The 16,857-nt window shown below is 73.9% G+C and carries 12 protein-coding genes; 6 read left to right on the forward strand and 6 right to left on the reverse strand.

The annotated features are described in order from the left end of the window. Nucleotides 1-399 precede the first annotated feature (399 nt). Nucleotides 400-2,070: a bifunctional phosphoribosylaminoimidazolecarboxamide formyltransferase/IMP cyclohydrolase gene (gene purH / locus EV386_RS17985; protein WP_130416630.1), complete on the forward strand. Its 1,671-nt coding sequence runs from the start codon at nt 400-402 to the stop codon at nt 2,068-2,070. Between the two features lie 78 nt (nt 2,071-2,148). Here the strand turns inward: purH and EV386_RS17990 are convergent, their stop codons facing one another. Beyond that, nucleotides 2,149-3,579 carry an NAD(P)/FAD-dependent oxidoreductase gene (locus tag EV386_RS17990; protein WP_130416631.1) on the reverse strand — a complete coding sequence of 477 codons (1,431 nt, stop codon included), beginning with the start codon at nt 3,577-3,579 and terminating at the stop codon, nt 2,149-2,151. Nucleotides 3,580-3,632: 53 nt separating this feature from the next. On the opposite strand from EV386_RS17990, the gene EV386_RS17995 reads away from it, so the two are divergent. Beyond that, complete coding sequence (locus EV386_RS17995; RefSeq protein ID WP_130416632.1) at nt 3,633-3,959, forward strand: DUF3017 domain-containing protein; 327 nt, start codon at nt 3,633-3,635, stop codon at nt 3,957-3,959. A 224-nt stretch (nt 3,960-4,183) separates the two neighbouring features. Here EV386_RS17995 and EV386_RS18000 read toward each other — a convergent pair whose 3' ends face one another. Further along, nucleotides 4,184-5,188, reverse strand: coding sequence for an MIP/aquaporin family protein (locus tag EV386_RS18000; protein WP_130416633.1), 1,005 nt, complete (start codon nt 5,186-5,188; stop codon nt 4,184-4,186). Between the two features lie 195 nt (nt 5,189-5,383). Here EV386_RS18000 and EV386_RS18005 point away from each other — a divergent pair, with 195 nt between their 5' ends. After that, nucleotides 5,384-6,370 (forward strand): malate dehydrogenase, encoded by a 987-nt coding sequence (locus EV386_RS18005; protein WP_130416634.1) that lies wholly within the window; start codon nt 5,384-5,386, stop codon nt 6,368-6,370. A gap of 100 nt (nt 6,371-6,470) precedes the next feature. Then, nucleotides 6,471-10,202, forward strand: a complete 3,732-nt coding sequence (locus EV386_RS18010; RefSeq protein ID WP_130416635.1) for an ATP-binding cassette domain-containing protein — start codon at nt 6,471-6,473, stop codon at nt 10,200-10,202. 140 nt (nt 10,203-10,342) lie between these two features. Here the strand turns inward: EV386_RS18010 and purU are convergent, their stop codons facing one another. After that, nucleotides 10,343-11,218: a formyltetrahydrofolate deformylase gene (gene purU, locus EV386_RS18015; protein ID WP_130417032.1), complete on the reverse strand. Its 876-nt coding sequence runs from the start codon at nt 11,216-11,218 to the stop codon at nt 10,343-10,345. Between the two features lie 165 nt (nt 11,219-11,383). Here purU and EV386_RS18020 point away from each other — a divergent pair, with 165 nt between their 5' ends. Beyond that, nucleotides 11,384-11,890 (forward strand): GNAT family N-acetyltransferase, encoded by a 507-nt coding sequence (locus tag EV386_RS18020; RefSeq protein ID WP_130416636.1) that lies wholly within the window; start codon nt 11,384-11,386, stop codon nt 11,888-11,890. A 175-nt stretch (nt 11,891-12,065) separates the two neighbouring features. Here EV386_RS18020 and EV386_RS18025 read toward each other — a convergent pair whose 3' ends face one another. The 3 genes from EV386_RS18025 to EV386_RS18035 form a co-directional block, all read right to left on the reverse strand. Then, complete coding sequence (locus tag EV386_RS18025) at nt 12,066-13,115, reverse strand: hypothetical protein (protein WP_130416637.1); 1,050 nt, start codon at nt 13,113-13,115, stop codon at nt 12,066-12,068. 401 nt (nt 13,116-13,516) lie between these two features. Beyond that, nucleotides 13,517-14,317: an ATP-binding cassette domain-containing protein gene (locus EV386_RS18030; protein WP_130416638.1), complete on the reverse strand. Its 801-nt coding sequence runs from the start codon at nt 14,315-14,317 to the stop codon at nt 13,517-13,519. Beyond that, entirely contained in the window at nt 14,314-15,492 is a 1,179-nt protein-coding gene (locus EV386_RS18035) for an ROK family transcriptional regulator (RefSeq protein WP_130416639.1), read from the reverse strand. Before EV386_RS18035 ends, EV386_RS18030 begins: the two co-directional genes overlap by 4 nt. A gap of 224 nt (nt 15,493-15,716) precedes the next feature. On the opposite strand from EV386_RS18035, the gene chvE reads away from it, so the two are divergent. Then, nucleotides 15,717-16,841, forward strand: a complete 1,125-nt coding sequence (gene chvE / locus EV386_RS18040) for a multiple monosaccharide ABC transporter substrate-binding protein (protein ID WP_130416640.1) — start codon at nt 15,717-15,719, stop codon at nt 16,839-16,841. Nucleotides 16,842-16,857 lie beyond the last annotated feature (16 nt).

The raw sequence follows: 16,857 nt of genomic DNA on the forward strand, positions 1-16,857 counted from the left end.
CACATGTTCTGTGATCGCACAGCACTGGCACAGCGTGAACAGATCATCTGTCTACAGAGTGTCCATCATCCTCCCAGTTTCGCCGCGTACCCAAAAGGTGTCGTCATGGGTGTCACGCAAGCCCGCGTCCTAGTAGCGCGAGTGCGCGTGTGAGGCGCAATCACCACGAACACAACGGGCCCGAAACGATCAGCCCGAGGCGTGCCAGCGGCCGCACGCCGTGCCGTGGCCCGCCGGTAGAATCGAGGCAGGCCGTGACTGGCGAGGGTGGGTCACCACCGGGGAGCGGCCGGGGCGCCCGCGCGCGAGCGAGGGACGCCGCCCCGTTCGCGCGCCGCCCGCCTGGGCGCCGGGGTCCTTCGACCGCAACCGCCCGAACGACCCTTCGAGGAGCACTCGATGTCCGTGACCGACAGCGCACTGTCGCCCCGAGTCCACGCCACCACGCCCGACGTCCAGCTCGCCGACGACTCGCGGCGCCCCGTCAAGCGCGCGCTGCTGAGCGTGTTCGACAAGACCGGCCTGGTCGAGCTCGCCACCGCGCTGCACGCCGCGGGCGTCGAGCTCGTCTCTACCGGCTCGACGGCCTCGACCGTCGCCGACGCGGGCCTGCCGGTCACGCGCGTCGAGGACCTGACCGGGTTCCCCGAGTGCCTGGAGGGGCGCGTCAAGACGCTGCACCCGCGCGTGCACGCCGGCATCCTGGCCGACGCGCGCAAGGCCGACCACCTGCGCCAGCTCGACGAGCTGGGCATCGCGCCGTTCGAGCTCGTCGTGGTCAACCTCTACCCGTTCGCCGCGACCCTGGCCGCGTTCGAGAAGGCGGGCAGCGCCGACGAGCACACCATGGTCGAGCAGATCGACATCGGCGGGCCGTCCATGGTGCGCGCCGCCGCCAAGAACCACCCGTCGGTCGCCGTCGTCGTCGACCCGGCGCGCTACGACGACGTCGTGGCGGCCGTGCGTGCGGGCGGGTTCACCTACGCGCAGCGCAAGGCGCTCGCGGCCGCCGCGTTCGTCCACACCGCGACCTATGACGTCGCCGTCGCCTCGTGGATGACGACGGCGGTGGCGCCCACCGACGTCGTCGACGGCCTCTCCTCAGGCTTCCCCGTGTGGACGGGCGCCACGTGGCAGCGGGCCGCCGTGCTGCGCTACGGCGAGAACCCGCACCAGGCCGCGGCGCTGTACACCAACGGCGACGGCACGCGCGGCCTCGCCCAGGGCGAGCAACTGCACGGCAAGGAGATGAGCTACAACAACTACCAGGACGCCGACGCCGCCTGGCGCGCCGCCTGGGACTTCGACGAGCCCGCGGTCGCCGTCATCAAGCACGCCAACCCGTGCGGCATCGCGGTCGGGCAGGACATCGCGCAGGCCCACCGCCGCGCGCACGCGACCGACCCGGTCAGCGCCTACGGCGGCGTCATCGCAGCCAACCGCGTCATCACGCGCGAGGCGGCCGAGCAGATCGCCCCGATCTTCACCGAGGTGGTCGTGGCGCCGGGCTTCGAGCCCGGCGCGCTCGACGTGCTGCGGGCCAAGAAGAACCTGCGCCTGCTGGTGGTCGACGCCCCGCCGCGCGCCGCGCTCGAGACCAAGCCGATCAGCGGGGGCCTGCTGGTCCAGACGGCGGACCGCTTCCAGGCCGAGGGCGACGACCCCGCGTCGTGGACCCTCGCGGCGGGCGAGGCCGCCGACGAGGCGACGCTCGCCGAGCTCGCCTTCGCGTGGAAGGCCGTGCGCGCGGCCAAGTCGAACGCCATCCTGCTGGCCCGCGACGGCGCCGCCGTCGGCATCGGCATGGGTCAGGTCAACCGCGTCGACTCGTGCCGCCTGGCCGTCGAGCGCGCCAACACGCTCGCGGGCGACCAGGAGCGGGCGCGCGGCGCCGTCGCCGCGTCGGACGCGTTCTTCCCGTTCGCCGACGGCCTGCAGGTGCTGCTCGACGCGGGCGTGCGCGCCGTCGTCCAGCCCGGCGGCTCGATCCGTGACGCCGAGGTCATCGAGGCGGCGAACGCCGCCGGCGTGACGATGTACTTGACGGGCGCCCGCCACTTCGCCCACTGAGCCGGTCGGTGGTTGAGCCTGTCGAAACCACTCCATTGCGACGTGGGGTGGTTTCGACAGGCTCAACCACCGCGGGGCTCAACCAGCGACGGCCGCGTCGCGTAGCCGCACCGCCGGGTCGACGGCGCGGGTCAGATCGACACGCAGCGGCGTGGGCCCGTTCATGAGCCGTCGCGCCGCGCCGACCTCGCGCGGGGAGTCGACCAGGAGCACCGCCCGGACCGTCGCGACCGGGTGCCCCTGCGGGGTCACCTGCGGATGGCGGTCGAGCGCGCGCTCCAGGTAGAGCGCGGCCCACGGACCCACGGCGGACGGATCGCCGCGCAGCACGACGTCGTCGGCCTCCGACGGCAGCCCGAGCAGCGCGAGGTCGTGCCCGAGCTGGCGGGAGAACACATATGGCGCGTGGCGCGGCACGGGAGCCAGCCCGAGTCGCGCGCGCAGGTCCTCGGGGTCCGACGGCGACGGGTCGAGCCCGAGCATGGCCCGCACGGTCACCTCGGGGTCGTGCAGCGCCGCCGACCAGTGGCCGCCCGGAACGGGCCCGAACACCGGGTGCTGGCGCACGGCGACGTCGCCGACCGCCCACACCCGCGCCAGCGCCGCGGGCGCGAGCCGGCCCGCCGGGTCGGTCGGTCCCGCATGGCCCATCAGGCGTCCCGAGGCGTCGACGTGGAGGCGGCCGTGCGCGTCGAGCGGGAGCGTCCCGGCCAGCCAGCCCGTCGCGGGCCGTGCGCCGACCGCGGCGAGGACCACGTCGGCGGACACGATGTCGGCGGGCGCGGTGTCGGCGGTCGCGCTCGCGAGGGTGACGCCGTCGGGCCGCACCGCCGCGACGCGCGACCCGGTCAGCAGCCGTACGCCCGCCGCCTCGAACCAGGGCGCCAGGCGCGCCCCGACCCCCGCGCCGAGCTGGCGCGCGAGCGGCGCCGCGGCGGCCTCGACGACCGTGACCTCGGCCCCCTGACCGGCGGCGACGCCCGCGATCTCCGCGCCGATCCATCCCGCCCCCACCACGACCAGCCGCAGTCCGGGCCGCAGCGCGGCGCGCAGGCGGGCGGCGTCGTCGGCGGTGTGGAGCGTCCACGCGGACTCCCATCCGCCCGGACGCATCGGCTCCGAGCCCATCGCGAGCACGACGGCGTCGGCGTGGATGCGGTCGCCTGACGCCGTGTGCGCCGTGACGCCGTCGGGCGAGACCGTCAGACGGCGGGCGGGGTCGGCGAGCCGCACCTCGTCGGCGAACTTCTCGACGTCGACGCCGAGGTCGTCGCTCAACCACACGGGATCGGGCCGCGTGAACAGCTCCTTGGACAGCGGCGGGCGGTCATACGGGGCGACGCCCTCGGCGCCCAGCATCGTGACGCGGCCGTCGAAGCCGTGCTGACGCAGCGCCGCGACCGTTTGGGCGCCGGCGAGGCCCGCGCCGACGACGACCACGCTGCGCACAGGCTCCGCGGGCGGGTGGGGCAGGGTCGGGAAGCGTCGCGGTGCGGGGCGGGGAGGCACGTCCACCACGCTATCGGGCCGGGCGCGGCCCAGTGCGCCGGTAGTCTCTCCGGGTGGAATCCCGCCCCCTGCTCCCCGGGCCGGACGCGCCCGGGACGCCCGCACCGCCGCGCCGCGGGCCCAACCCGGCGCGCTCGCTCGTGCTCGCGATGACCGGCGTGGTGACGGCGGGACTGCTCGGCGCGCTCGTCAGCGCGCAACTGGGCGCGTTGACGGTCGCCGCGACGCTCGCGGTGGCCGGGGTGTGGCGGGCGGTCGCGCCGCGCACGGTCAGCGCCGCGGGGATCGCGGTGCGCAGCAAGGCGCTCGACGTGCTCCTCTACCTCGGGGCGGCCGTCGCGATCGCGGTGCTCGCGCTGACGGTGCCCTACCTAGGCTGACCGCCCCGGGCCGGGCGCGCCGGAATGGGGCGTGCGCGCCGGGATGGGGCGTGCGCGCCGGGATGCGCCGTGCGCGCAGTGCTGGGCCATGAGACCTGCGCTGGGCAGAGGGCCCCGGGGCTGGGTGACCGCCGCGCCGGCCACCGCGGTCGCCGCCCACGACACACAGCGGCCCCGTCGTCGTCCGGGGACGACCACGGGGCCGCTGCGTGTGCGTCAGAAGGTCAGGCCTTCGGGTCCTTCGGGTCCTGAGCCTCGGGCGCCTCAGCCGCAGCCTCGGCCTCGACCGCGCTCTCGTCGGTGGCCTCGACCTCCGGCTCGACCTCAAGGGCGAGCTCGTCGGCGGGCGCCGCCTCGTCCTCGACGGGCGCGACGTCGTAGGTCTCCTCAAGCTCGTCGAGGGCCTCGCCGCTCACCAGCGCCGGCACCGGCTGGAACGCGCGGTACAGGAGCGCCGCCAGCGCGCCACCGACCAGCGGGGCGACGATGAACAGCCAGTACTGGCCCCAGACGGCGCCGTCACCCGAGAACACGACCGACGCGAACGAGCGGGCCGGGTTGAACGAGGTGTTGGTCACGGGCCACGAGATGATGTGCAGCGCGCCGAGCGTGAGGCCGATGACGACCGCGGGGAACGTGATCTTCGAGCGCTTCGACGTCACGGCGAGCACCACGCCGACAAACACCGCGGCGATGACGACCTCGACCACCAGGGCGTGGGCGAGCGAGAACTCCGACTGACCCTGCGTGAGCACCGACAGCGGCGAGTGGTCGCCCCAGCCGTTGGCCGTGCGGGCCAGGACGTCGCCGCGCGCGGTCAGGCCCAGCAGGGGGCCGAAGGTCGTGGGCACGAGGAACCACAGCACCAGGGCCGAGACCGTCGCGCCGACGAACTGTGCGAGCCAGTACGGCAGCACGTCCTTCCACGACAGGCGCCCCGCGATGGCGGCGCCGAAGGTCACGGCGGGGTTGAAGTGGCCGCCCGAGACGTGCCCGACCGCGGCGATGCCGGCGATCAGCATGATGCCGCCGCCGAGCGCGACCGTCACGATGGTGTTCTGGTTGAGGGCGTTGAACGTGCCCGTGCCGACGATGCCGAGCACGAGGATGAACGTGCCGAAGGCCTCGGCCGCCATTTTGGTGAAGAGTGTGTAGGGAGCCTCGGCGCGCGTCTCGACGGCGTCGGCCGGGGCGGTGACGCCGGTGGGAGCGGCGTAATCCTGGGACATGAGATTCCTTGAGTCTTCGTCCTGAGCTGTCCGGGGCACCGTACAGGCCTTCACTGGACAACCGCTCGGTATAGCGGACGACACGCGCGCACGTCGGCCACGCGCCGCCCATCGAGGCGCGCGTCGGACCGAGCAGGGCTCGACCGACTATGGTCAAGCCTGGATTCCCGTCCCCGAGTACGCAAGAGTGAAGGCATGACTACACCCGTCACCGTCACCGTCACCGGAGCCGCCGGGATGATCGGGTACTCATTGCTGTTCCGCACCGGCGCGGGCCAGCTTCTGGGCGCCGACACACCGATCCGCCTCCGCCTCCTCGAGGTTCCGCAGGCCGTGCGCGTCGCTGAGGGCGTCGCCATGGAGCTCGACGACTGTGCGTTCCCGCTGCTGGTCGACGTGGAGATCACCGACGATCCCAAGGTCGCCTTCGACGGCGCGAACCTCGCCGTGCTGGTCGGCGCCCGGCCGCGCAGCAAGGGCATGGAGCGATCCGACCTGCTCGGCGCCAACGGCGCGATCTTCGGCCCGCAGGGCCGTGCCATCAACGACCGCGCGGCCGACGACGTGCGCGTGCTCGTCGTCGGCAACCCCGCCAACACCAATGCGCTCATCGCCGCCTCGCACGCTCCGGACGTGCCCAAGGAGCGCTTCAGCGCCATGACCCGGCTCGACCACAACCGGGCCATGGCGCAGCTCGCCCGGCACGTGGGTGTGCGCTCGTCGCAGGTGCGGCGCATGTCGATCTGGGGCAACCACTCGGGCACGCAGTACCCCGACGTCTTCCACACCGTGGTGGACGGGCGTCCGGGCGCCGAGTTGGCCGGCGACACGCAGTGGCTCACCGACGAGTTCATCCCGACCGTCGCGCAGCGCGGCGCGGCCATCATCGAGGCGCGCGGCGCGTCGTCGCAGGCCTCGGCCGCGGACGCGGCGATCTCTCATGTGCGCGACTGGTTCCGCGGCACCCCCGACGGCGACTGGACGAGCGCGGGCGTGTGGTCGACGGGGCACTACGGCGTGCCCGACGGCCTCATGTGCTCATTCCCCGTCACGAGCGACGGCAAGGGTTGGACGGTCGTCGACGATCTGGAGCACGGCGAGTTCTCGCGGGGGCGCATCGACGCGTCGATCGCCGAGCTGGTCGAGGAGCGCGAGGCGGTGCGGGCGCTCGGCCTCATCTGAGCGAGGCCCGATCTGAGCGAGGCCCGAGTCGGGCGCGTGACGGGCGCCGTGACGAAAATCCCTGTGCCCGGGGCGGGTGTCCCACCGTAGGGTCGAGCCGATGTCCACCACGACCCTTGACCCAGGCGCCGGTCTGCCCACGAAGGCTCCGGCGCGCCCGCACGCCGTCGACGACCCGTCGCGCCGCCTCGACTGGCGCCGGCTGCACGGCGCCACCGCGGTGCTCGCCCTCGTGGGCCTCGTCGTGGGCGCCGTCGCGCAGACGCTCGGCACCGTCGTCGCCGGCCAGATGGCCCAGGACCCGGCGATGGCCACGCTGCTGGCGCTCGCCGCGTGCCTGGTGGGCGGGGCGCTGCTGGACAGCGCCGGACTCGTGACCTGGGCGGGCGTCGTCGACCGCGCCGAGGGCCGCCTGCGCGGCGACCTGCTGACCGCCGCGCTGCGCCAGCCGCTCGCCGCGCTGGGCGAACAGGCGGCCGGGGAGATCCTCGACCGCGTCGACGACGACACGCACGCCGTCGGCGCGCTCGTGCGCCGACAGCTGTGGGCCGCGGGGCGCACCGTCGCGGGCGTCGTGCCGATGTGGGCGGTGGCCGGCGTGACGTGGTGGCCCGGCTGGTTCGTGTTCCCCGCGCTCGGCGCCGCCGTGTGGTGGCTCGCGCGGCCGCGGCTGGGTGAGATCGCGCGGCGCAAGGTCGAGGAGGAGAAGGCGTGGACCGACCACGCCGCCGCCTTCGAGGAGGCCGTGGCCGCGCGCGACGACCTGCGCACGAGCCTGGGGCGGCCGTTCGCGCTGCGCCGCGTGGCCGAGCTGTCGGCGGTGGCGCACCGCCGCTTCAAGGCCGTGCTCGACGTCGAGTTCCGGCTCGTGCGCACCTCGGGCCTGCTGCTGCACGGCATGCTCGCCGCGGTCGCCGTCGTCGGGGTCGCGATCGCCGCCACCGATGGCATGTCGGTCGCCGCGCTGGTCACGCTGTTCCTCGTCACCGCGCGGTTCGTGGGCCAGGTCGACAACCTGGTGCACCACCTGCCCGACATCCAGGAGGGCCTGGGCGCCGTCACCCGCCTGCGGCAGATGCTCGACGTCGAGCCCGAGCCCACGGGCGGCGACGACGTGCCCGACGGGCCGCTCGACGTCGAGTTCCGCGGGTTGGACTTCGCCTACCCGGCGCAGGACGGCGAACCGTCGTTCGCGCTGCGTGACGTCAACCTGTCGGTGCCCGCGGGCCACACGGTCGCGCTCGTCGGCCGGACCGGCTCCGGCAAGTCGACGCTCGCCTCGGTGCTCTCCCGCGCCGTCGAACCGCCCCGCGGCACGGTGCTGCTGGGCGGCGCCGACGTGCGCGACCTCGACCTGCAACGGCTGCGCGCCGCCGTCGGCGTCGTCACCCAGCGCACCGAACTGCTCGCCGGCACGCTGGGCGAGAACATCACGCTGTTCGCCGACGTCGCCCCCGGCGTCGTCGAGGCGGCCGTGCGCGACCTGGGCCTGGCGGACTGGGTCGCCGGGCTGCCCGACGGGCTGGACACGCTGCTCGGCCCGGGCGGCACGCGTCTGTCGGCGGGCGAGGAGCAACTCGTCGCGTTCGCGCGCCTGCTGGTGCGCGACGTGCAGGTCGTGGTGCTCGACGAGGCGACCGCGCGCATGGACCCGCTGACCGAGGCGCGCGTCGTCGCCGCCTCCGAGCGGCTGCTGCGCGGGCGCACGGGCGTGCTCGTGGCGCACCGCCTGTCGACCATCGAGCGCGCCGAGCTCGTCGCGGTGCTGGACCACGGCCGTGTCGTGCAGCAGGGGCCGCGCGCCGAGCTCGCCGCGCAGCCGGGCCGCTTCCGCTCGCTGCTGGAGGCCGGGGCGTCCGGGTTGCTCGACGGCGAACCCGAGGACGGCGACCCGCGCGCCGACGACGTGGAGCTCGACTCCCGCGACGCCGCGAGCGCCGCGCAGGGCGTGGACGCCGTCGAGGCCGCGGCGGACGCGGTCGTGGCCGCGGGCTCGACGGTGGCCGCCGGCGCCGCCGGACCGGCCGCAGGGGTGGCCGGCCCCGCGACGGGCGCGGCGAGCCCCCCGGGGCCCGACGGGCACACACCGGGCGCCGGCGTCGGCGCCCGCCGCCGGACCGGGCCGCCGCCCGCGCTGCGCCAGCCCGGCGACGGGCTCGGCCTGGGCCGCGCCGTGCTGCGCCAGCTCGCCGTCACCCCGCGCTGGGGCCTGCTCGGCGCCGTGCTGTTCCTGGTCGCGAGCCTCATCTCGGCCCAGGGCGCCGCCGTCGGGTTCCTGTGGGGACACACCGTCGACGCCCTGCGCGACGGCGGCGGCCTCACCTGGCCGCTGGTCGCGATGTCGGCGCTGCTCGTCGCGGCGCCGCTGAGCCTGGCGTGGGCCATCTACGTCTACCCGCGCTGGTGGATCGAGGTGCTGCTGCGGGTGCGCATGGCCGTGCTCGCCGGGCAGACCCAGCAGCACCGGCTGCCCGCGACCCCTCCCGGCGAGATCGTGGCGCGCGCCATGGACGCCGACCGGTTCGTGCGGTACGCCGACCGGTGGGTCGACTTCGTCAACGGCCTGACGATCGTGGTCGTCACGGCGCTGCTGGGCTGGTCGTGGCAGGCGGGCGCCGTGCTGCTCGCGGTCATGGTGGTCCCCGCCGCGGCGTCGGCGCTGGGCCGCCCGATCGCGGGCCGTTCGGCCGCGCGCTCCTCGGCCGCCCGCGCGCGGTTCGGGCGGTCGCTGGTCTCGGCGCTCGACGCCGCGCGCACCGTCAAGCTCGCCGCGCGCACGCCCCAGGTGCACGCGCACCTGAGCGGCGTCGACGCCGGACGCGTCAAGGCGGCCATCTTCGAGCACCGCGTGCAGGCCGTGCTCGACGGCGTCCCGACCGTGATGATCCAGGTCGGCGTCGTCGCGGCCTGGTACGCGCTGCTGCACGGCTCGTGGAACCTCGCCACCGCGCTGCTGGTCGCCAACGCCGTGACGGGCTTCGGCTGGTTCGGCACGGTCGCCGGCGCCGTCGTCACCGAGGCGCCCGGCACGCGCGCCTGGCTGCGCGCCACCAGCCGGTTCGCCGACGGCGCCGACCTGTGCGCGCTGCCCGAGGACGTCGACCTGGTCTCCGGCGCCGCGCCCGCCCCCGCCCCGGGGGCGCGCGACCCGCTCGACCGCCTGGAGCTGCGAGGCCTGACGGCCGTGCACGACGACGGCACGATCGGCGTCGCGGACGTCGACCTGGCCGTGCGGCGCGGCGAGCTCGTGCTGCTGCTCGGCCGTGTCGGCTCAGGTAAGTCGAGCCTCCTGGCCGCGCTCGCGGGGCTCGTGTCCCACACCGGCTCGGTCCGGTGGAACGGCGCCGAGGTGCCCGACGCGCAGACGTTCCTGCGCCCCGGACGCGTCGCCTACGTCGCGCAGGTGCCACGCGTGCTCTCGGGCACCTTCGCCGACAACGTGCGGCTCGACCACGCGCGCGACGTCGTCGGGCCGCTCGAGGCGGCGCGCATGACGGGCGATGTCGCCGAGGCGGGTGGGCCCGGCGCGCTGGTGGGGCACCGCGGGGTGCGCCTGTCGGGCGGGCAGGTGCAGCGGCTCGCGCTCGCGCGGGCGCTCGCGGCCGACGCCGAGGTGCTGCTGGCCGACGACGTCTCCTCGGCGCTCGACGCGACGACCGAGATCGAGCTGTGGGACTCGCTGCGCTCGCGTGGCGTGACGGTGCTCGGCTCGACGTCCAAGCACGCCGCGCTGGCCCGCGCCGACCGCGTGGTGGTGCTGGTCGACGGCAGCGTCGCGGCCGTAGGCCCGTGGCGCGCCCTCGCCCCGGCCTGGTCCCACCTCGCCGGCTGACCCCACCCCGCCGGTTGAGCCCACCCCGCCGGTTGAGCCTGTCGAAACCCCCCGGCGGTTGGGCCCACCCGGTGGTTGAGCCTGTCGAAACCCCCCCCGAGCGCCCCGCGCCCTCGGCCGGCTCCCCGCCGCGGCTCACCTCACCGGAACACGACCGTCCGGTGCCCGTTGAGCAGCACGCGATGCTCGGCGTGCCACCGCACGGCGCGCGCGAGCGTGCGCCGCTCGACGTCCTCGCCGATCGCGACGAGGTCGGACACCGCACGCGAGTGGTCCACACGCTCGACGTCCTGCTCGATGATCGGCCCCTCGTCGAGGTCGCCCGTCACGTAGTGCGAGGTGGCGCCGATGAGCTTGACGCCGCGATCGTGCGCCTGCGCGTACGGCCGCGCACCCTTGAACGACGGCAGGAACGAGTGGTGGATGTTGATGACCTGGCCGGCCAGGTCGCGGCACAGCTCGTCCGAGAGGATCTGCATGTAGCGCGCGAGCACCACGAGCTCGACGTCGAGCTCCGCCACGAGCGCGCGCAGCCGGTCCTCGGCCTGCGCCTTGGTGTCTTTGGTGACGGGCACGTGGTGGAACGGCTTGCCGTAGAACGCCGCGATGTCCGCCAGGTCTGGGTGGTTGCCGACGACGCCGACGACGTCGATGGGCATGCCCTGCGACCGCTCGCGGTAGAGCAGGTCGACGAGGCAGTGCGCGGCCTTGCTCACGAGCAGCAGCGTGCGCACGCGCCGGCCGACGACGTCGAGCTGCCACGTCATGCCGAACGCCTCGAACGCGGGCGTCAGCGCGGCGACGAGCTCGTCGCGTGTGGCCGACGAGACGACCTGCAGGCGCAAGAAGAACAAGCCGGACGTCGGGTCGCCGAACTGCTGCGACTCGGTGATGTTGTCCCCGCGGGCGGCGAGCGTGCCGGTCACGGCGGCCACGATGCCGGGCCCGTCGGGGCACGAGACGGTCAGGACCCACTCGGCGCACTCGGCGCCGCCGGCGGCAGGGGCGCCGCTCAGCGCGGTGCTCGGCGCGGCGGCGGGTGAGTCGGTGCTGACGCTGGTGGGAACGGTGGTGGACGCGGCGGTGGGCGCGGTCTCGGAGGTCGGGTTCACGACGGCATCACGGGACTACGGTACGGCCACAGCGCGCACGCGAGCGCCGTCGTCTGGTTCGATGCGTATATGAACGACGCCACGCAGGCCACCCGCATCGCTCTGGTCGAGGACGCCCACGCGGGGGAGCTGCTCACGTTGCGCCGCGCCGCGTTCGTCACCGAGGCGCAGCAGTACGGCGATCCCCACATCCCGGCGCTCACGCAGACGCTGACCGAGCTGCGCCAGGATCTCGCGCGCGAGGACGTCGTGACGATCGGCGCGTGGGAGGGCGCGCGCCTGGTCGGCTCGATCCGCATCGAGCTCGAGGACAACAAGGCCACCCTCGGGCGCCTCGCCGTCGCGCCCGACATGCAGGGCCGAGGCATCGGCACGAGCCTGCTGTTCGCGATCATCCCGCACCTGCCCGAGCAGGTCACCGAAGTCTGGGCGTTCACCGGCAAGGACTCCAAGGAGAGCCTGTCGATGTACGCCAAGCACGGCTTCGAGGAGCACCACGACGACGCCGCCGGCGCCCTGACCTACACCTACCTGCGCCGCGTCCTGCACGAGGTCGACGCCCGCAACACCCCCTGACCCGCCCCAACCCCACGCCCGCGCCCGCGCCGCCCCCTCTGCCCGCCCCGCCCGCCCCGCCCGGCGCGCTCCGCCCGCCCCGCGAGTTCGAGCGAATGCGGGAAGTTCGAGCGGTTGGGGGGAAGTTCGAGCGCCCGGGCGCTCGAACATGCCGCCGATTGCTCGAACACGCGGTTCAACCCGCCAGGCGGACCGGAAGCAGCAGCGGGTGGGGGCGGGCCCTGTCGCGGATCGCGCGGGGGAAGCGCGCGAGCAGGCGCGCGGCGGTCGCCTCCGGGTCGTCGCGAGCCGTGGCGCGGAAGGGGACGACGCCCGTCGCCTCGACGATGGCGTCGGTGCGCCGCTTCTCTGCGAACAGCGCGGCCGCGCCGTCGTACCCGTCGCCGAACGCGCCGTCGGTGTACTTGACCCGGCCGTCGAACTCCGCGAGGACGCGGTGCTCGAGCCACGCGAGGTCGGCGCGATAGTCGCCCAGCCGTGTGCGGACGACGGCCTGCGTCACCGGGCGGGGGAGGCCCACGCGCAACGCCACGTAGCGCAGCCATGTCTCCCACGGCGACTCGGCTCCGGCGTCGGCCAGGGTGAGCACACATCGTGCTCGGCGGGTCCCGCGCACGGCGCCGAGGGAAGCGACACGTGCGAGCACCGCGTCGCGGTCGACGCCGTCGGCCAGCGCCGCGTCGGCGACCACGAGGGCGCGCAACGGATGCGCGGTGCGCGCGATGTCGATGACGGTGCGCTCGCGCGAGGTCACCAGCAGACCCTCGCGCTCGACGACGTCGCCCTCGGGCAGGCGCGAGAAGTGCCGGGCGATGTCGGCGCTCGCCGTGCCCGCGCGGCGCGATCTTTGGGTCACATGGGTGCGTGGCGGCGTCGTCCACGTGGGCCAGCCCCAGCAGAGCGCGGCCGACTCATGGCTGAAGACCGGCGTGCGCAGTTGAGACGCGACGGCGAGCATGGTCAGGCGCGTCCACGCGGGCTCATCACGCCTGACGGCGTCGAGCGGTGACGCGGCGCGCGAGGAGGCTTGCGCGCGCCCAGCCGCCGCCGGTCGAGGGTCGGAGGGCGTCGGCCGCGAGCCACGTCGCGCGTCGACGGCGCGCAGGTCGTCGACGCGAAGGTAGGCGCCGCGGCGCACCCTCGCGACGTCGCCGCGCGCCAGGTCGCGTCGCAGCAGGTCACGGTCGGCGTCGCGGGCGAGGAGAATCGGCGCGGGCTCGGTCATGGCGTCACGATCGCGGACCTGCGACCGTCGCGGCCCCCGCCGCTCGCCGCCTGTGGGCGACCAGGGAGGCCCGGGGTGTGTGGACACGCTCCCCGCCCGCGCCCATGGGAGCACGCCCAGCCATGCTTCGATCCACACACGCCCGGCGTCGCCGCCCAGTCACCGCCCGGACTCCGCGCCCAGGCTCCGCGCTCGGACTTCGCCCCCAGGTTCCGCGCCCGGGCTTCGCTCCCGGTGTGTCCGAGCCCGCGTTCGAGCATTCGCGCGGCGTTCGAGTATTCGGGCTGAGTTCGAGTCCCCGAGCGCTCGAACTGCGCGCCGATTGCTCGAACTCAGCCCAAATGCTCGAACACCCCGAGAGCCGCCGGGTACCGCGGTCGGCCGGCGGGGCGGGGGAGTCGTCAGGCGTGGAGGAGGGAGGTGGCGCCGGTGATCGCGGCGACGATGAGCTCGTAGGTCGCATTGCGGGCTGCGAAGGTGCCGTTGTTGCGGCCGTGGCGCAGCACCTCGATGCGGTCGGCGACGGCCCGCACGTCGTTGAGGTTGTGGCTGATCAGCACGACGGCGTGGCCCAGGTCGCGCAATCGCTCGATGTGGGTGAGCACCTCGGCGGTGTGGGCGACCGACAGGGACGCCGTCGGCTCGTCGAGCACCACCAGGCGCGGGTTGCCCAGCAGGGTGCGTGCGATGGCGACGGTCTGCCGCTGACCGGCGGAGAGTTGGGCGAGCGGCGTGCGCACCGACGGGATGTGCGAGGTGAGCGCGGTGAGGATCTCGCGCGCCTGCCCCTCCATCAGGGCGTCGTCGAGCGGCGCCCCCGCGCGGTTCGATCCGTGCCGTCTTCCGTCGCGCCCCGTCCTGGTCTTGCGCACCTCGCGGCCGAGGAACAGGTTCTGCACCACGTCGAGGTTGTCGCACAGGGCGAGCTCTTGGAACACGGTCGCGATCCCGAGCGTGTGCGCGACGGCCGCCGACGGGACGGTCACCGGCTCGCCGTCGAGCTCGATGATGCCGGCGTCGGGCTGGAGCACGCCCGAGATGATCTTGGCGAGCGTCGACTTGCCCGCGGCGTTGTCGCCGACGAGCGCCACGACCTCGTGCGCGTGCACGTCCAGGTCGACGTCGGTGAGCGCCTCGACGTGTCCGAACGCTTTGTGGATCCCACGCACGGACAGCACCGGCGGTGTAGATGGTGCGGTCACCGGGCCACTCCTTCGACGTCGGTCTCCTTGCGCGCCAGCTCCAGCGCGCCCAGCAACTCGGCCCGCGGACCGAGCTCACCTGCGACGACGTCGACGGGGGCGAACCGGTGCGGGAGCGCGTGCCGGTGGACCGATTCTCGCAGAGCCTCGACGACCCCCGGACCGGCCTGCGCCAACTCGCCCCCTACGACGACGCGCTGTGGATCAAGGACGGTCACGACGCCGGCCACGACCTGTCCGGCGCGGCGTGCGGCGTCGGTCAGCACGCGCGTGCATCCGGGGTCACCCTGCTGCGCCCGGCGTACGACGTCGCGCAGGGTCACCTCGCCGAGCGCGGGCCGCACGATCTCGAGCAGCGCGGACTCGCCCACCTCGGTGTCGAGGCAGCCCCGGTTGCCGCACAGGCACACTGGCCCGGCGGGCGAGACCTGCACATGGCCGATCTCTCCGGCCGCGCCCGAGCCGCCCCGGTGCAGCCGCCCGCCGAGGATGACGCCGGCGGACGTTCCGTACGAGAGTCGTACGTAGAGGATGTCTTGGACATCTCGCCCAGCACCGAGGCCGTGTTCGGCGACGGCGCCCAGCCCGGCGTCGGAGTCGACGTGCACCGGGCGGGCGAGGCGCTTGGTGAGCACTTGGGCGACGGGCACGTCCGCCCAGGAGCGCAGCGGGCCGCGCACGGCGATGAGCCCGGTGCCGGGCTCGACGGGCGCGGCCATGGCGACGCCGACGCTCAGGAGCCCGTCGAGGTCGACGCCGACGCGCTCGAGCAGGTCGACGATGAGCAGCGCCACGCGGTCGAGGGTCGTGTCGGCGCGGTGGTCGGCGGGCAGCGGGAGGGATTGCTCGACGACGACCTCGTGCGCCAGGTCACCGAGCGCCACGGCCATCGCGCGCGGTCCGATGTGGACGCCTGCGACGAGGCCCGCCTGTCTGGCGATCGTGACGCGCAGCGCCCGACGGCCTGAGCGGGACGTCGTCTGCGTCTCGACGACGCCGGCGCTCGCGAGCTCTTTGACGATGGTGGAGACCGTGGCGGTCGACAGCCCGGTCGCCGCGGCGAGCTCGACCTGTGTGAGCCCTCCGAACCGTTTGACCGCGGCCACGATGCGGCTCCGGTTCGCCTCGCGGAGCGAGCTCTGCGAACCGGGAGACGGCGACGTGTCCCTGGGCACGGGTACGAGGGTAGCGCCGCTCTGGCGTTGAGTTCGACTCTTGAACACAATTTGATCTCGATCCACCGAATCCTGCCTCTCTGGCGTTGAATGTCGAACGCAGGACGGTTACGTTCACGGTGGTCCCACGGTCGGTGCCGCGGTCACACGACGCAGTGCCGGACCTACGACATGGCGGGCTCGCTGCCCGCTCTCCTTAACTCGACGACGAAGAAGGACGGACGATGAGGTCTTGGCGCAAGCTTGTGGCGATTGCCACAGTCACGCTCACGCTCGGCGCCCTGGGCGCCTGCTCCGCAGAGCGGAGCGACGACGCCGGTGGTGATGGGAGCGCCGCTCCCGGGGACACCCTGATCGGCATCGCGATGCCGACGCGCTCGCTGGAGCGCTGGAACAACGACGGCGCACACCTGGAGGGCCTGCTGCAGGACGCCGGGTTCCAGACGTCGCTGCAGTTCGCCGACAACCAGGTGAACCAGCAGATCTCCCAGATTCAGAACATGATCAACGACGGCGCGGACGTGCTGGTCATCGCGTCGATCGACGGCACCGCGCTCGGCCCGGTCCTCCAGCAGGCCGCCGACGCCGGCATCCCGGTGCTCGCCTACGACCGCCTGATCAACGAGACCGAGAACGTCGACTACTACGCGACGTTCGACAACGAGCTCGTCGGCCAGCTCCAGGGCGAGTTCATCGTCGACCAGCTCGGCCTGAAGGACGGCGCCGGTCCGTTCAACATCGAGCTGTTCGCCGGCTCTCCTGACGATAACAACGCCCGCTTCTTCTTCAAGGGCGCGTTCGACGTCCTCCAGCCCTTCCTCGAGAACGGCCAGCTCGTCTCGCCCTCGGGCAAGGTTCCCGCGAACCTCGACGGCTGGACCCAGATCGGCATCCAGGGCTGGTCGTCGGCCACCGCGCAGTCCGAGATGGAGAACCGCCTCAACTCGTTCTACACCGACGGCAAGCGCGTCGACGTCGTCCTCTCGCCGAACGACTCGCTCGCCCTGGGCATCACCCAGGCCCTGCTCGGCGCCGGCTACACCGCCGGCGACTTCCCGATCCTGACCGGTCAGGACGGCGACGTCGCCAACGTCCAGTCGATCATCGACGGCACCCAGTCGATGACCGTCTGGAAGGACACCCGCACCCTCGGCACCCAGGTCGCCCGCATGGTCGAGCAGATCGTCAACGGTGAGGAGGTCGAGGTCAACGACACCGAGAGCTACGACAACGGCGTCAAGATCGTCCCGGCGTTCCTGCTGCGCCCCGAGGTCGTGGTCCGCGACCAGATCCAGGAGAAGCTGATCGACTCCGGCTTCCTCGCGCCCGACGCCGTCACCGGCCTCTAGCGCACGCGCGGCGGGT

The organism is Xylanimonas ulmi (assembly GCF_004216535.1).
Taxonomy (GTDB): domain Bacteria; phylum Actinomycetota; class Actinomycetes; order Actinomycetales; family Cellulomonadaceae; genus Xylanimonas; species Xylanimonas ulmi.